The organism is Streptomyces sp. NPDC058877 (genome assembly GCF_042742855.1).
Lineage (GTDB): Bacteria > Actinomycetota > Actinomycetes > Streptomycetales > Streptomycetaceae > Streptomyces.
This window is the reverse complement of the sequence record NZ_JBHYMF010000396.1, coordinates 1-1528: the sequence shown is the minus strand read 5'-3', so window position 1 is coordinate 1528 and position 1528 is coordinate 1. Positions and strand designations below refer to the sequence as shown.

Genomic DNA, 1528 nt, shown 5'->3' with positions numbered 1-1528 from the left:
TGCCGACCGCTTCGGCGGCGGGGGCGATCCCGTCACCACCAGGGGCGCCCTTCCGCGGACCGGCGGTCCGCCGGCGTCCCGGAAACGAAGAACGAGAAGGGAGCGACCCATGCACAAGTTCGTCGACGAGGAGGTCCCGATGGACCTCTTGCCGACGGAAGGCCCCGCGTACCGCATTCCGGTGCGCATGAGATACGACAACTGCGACCCCCTTGCGGTACGACTCGTCATCCCGCTTCCGGACGGCTCCACGAACACCTGGTGTTTCGCAAGGGAGTTGCTGTTCAACGGCGTCGGACGCCCTTGCGGGGAAGGGGACGTGACCGTCTCGCCCGTGGGGCAGCACGACGGCGGCGCGGTACTGATCCGCCTGCGGGTCAACGAAGAGGAAGCGCTGTTCGTCACTCCGGGCGATCCGCTGAAGGCCTTCCTCGACCGTACCGGTGCGCTGGTGCCGTTCGGGCGCGAAGAACACCACCCTTGTTACTGGTGGCACTTGGACACGGAACTGGACAGCATCTCCAGATCCTCCCGGTGACCGTGCCTCCGCACGAAACCGACGGAACCGTGCGTCGAGACACACCCGGCCGGCCGCCGTCACCCTCCTGAGCGTCCTGTCCGCCTCCGGTGCCGTTCCCCGCCGTCGCCCCCCGCGCCGTCACTCCCCCAGACCCCGGGACTGACTGCGCTCCACCGGACACCGCCGTACGGGCTCCGACGACCAGCGGCCCCGTCGCCTCCCCGTGCGAAGCGGGCTCCGAGAGCTGCGGCACGGTCGTCCACCGGACGGGCAGAGGCCCGTGGAAGTCTGCGAGCATCGCGCTCCCGCCCCTTCTCCGTGCGACGAACCGTGGCTTCGGTCAGCCGCATGCGCGGCGCTACGACCGGCGATCGCGGTCTCCTCGCCCCGGACCGGCTTGACGGCGCTCCCGTGGACACGTCGCCTGCCGAGCGACACGCACGCACGCCAACACCGCGTCTTCACCGTGTCGGCGCCAGAGTTCCCGGTCCACGGCCTCTCCGGAGCCGCTCAGCCAGATTCCCGCAAGGAGCCGGGCCGCCTTCTGCGCATCGGCCTCCCCGGTCTCCCGACCGTCGGGGGACGCATCCACGGCAGCACGGGCGAGGCCTTCGAGCTCCGGTGAAAGGAGCAGGCGAAGGTCGAGCAGGAGGGTGTCCATGAGGGCGGCGAAGGCGAGGAGCTTCCCTTCCGGTTGGTCCATGTCCTGGAGCAACCGGTCATAGGTCTGCTCGCCCAACCGATTGATCACGGAGAGGCGTTGGAGAACGACGTATCGCGGATGGGCCTCGTCCGGAGGACTCGGTGCGTTGACTCGTAACGGTGTCATGCGTGACTTCCTCGTACAGGTCGCTTGGGGTGCTTCCGGCGCTGCCGAGCCGATCACCCGACGGTCCCGATTCCCCGAGGGGCGATCTGTCACTGCCGAGCCGGCGGCTTGGTGCACGTGGGTCACACCACCCTGCCGCCTTCGGCCACCGGCAGGGGCGAACGGCCCTCCGTGGGGGC

2 protein-coding genes are annotated in these 1528 nt (G+C 69.4%); one reads left to right on the top strand and one right to left on the bottom strand.

Features of this window, described 5'->3' with window-relative positions; genetic code table 11:
- Window positions 1-109: 109 nt before the first annotated feature.
- A complete protein-coding gene (locus ACFW2Y_RS35840; protein ID WP_384887935.1) occupies window positions 110-538 on the top strand; it encodes an SsgA family sporulation/cell division regulator in 429 nt (142 codons plus the stop codon).
- 340 nt (window positions 539-878) lie between these two features.
- On the opposite strand, the gene ACFW2Y_RS35835 is transcribed toward ACFW2Y_RS35840, so the two are convergent.
- Window positions 879-1349: a hypothetical protein gene (locus tag ACFW2Y_RS35835; RefSeq protein ID WP_384887932.1), complete on the bottom strand. Its 471-nt coding sequence runs from the start codon at window positions 1347-1349 to the stop codon at window positions 879-881.
- Window positions 1350-1528: the final 179 nt, after the last annotated feature.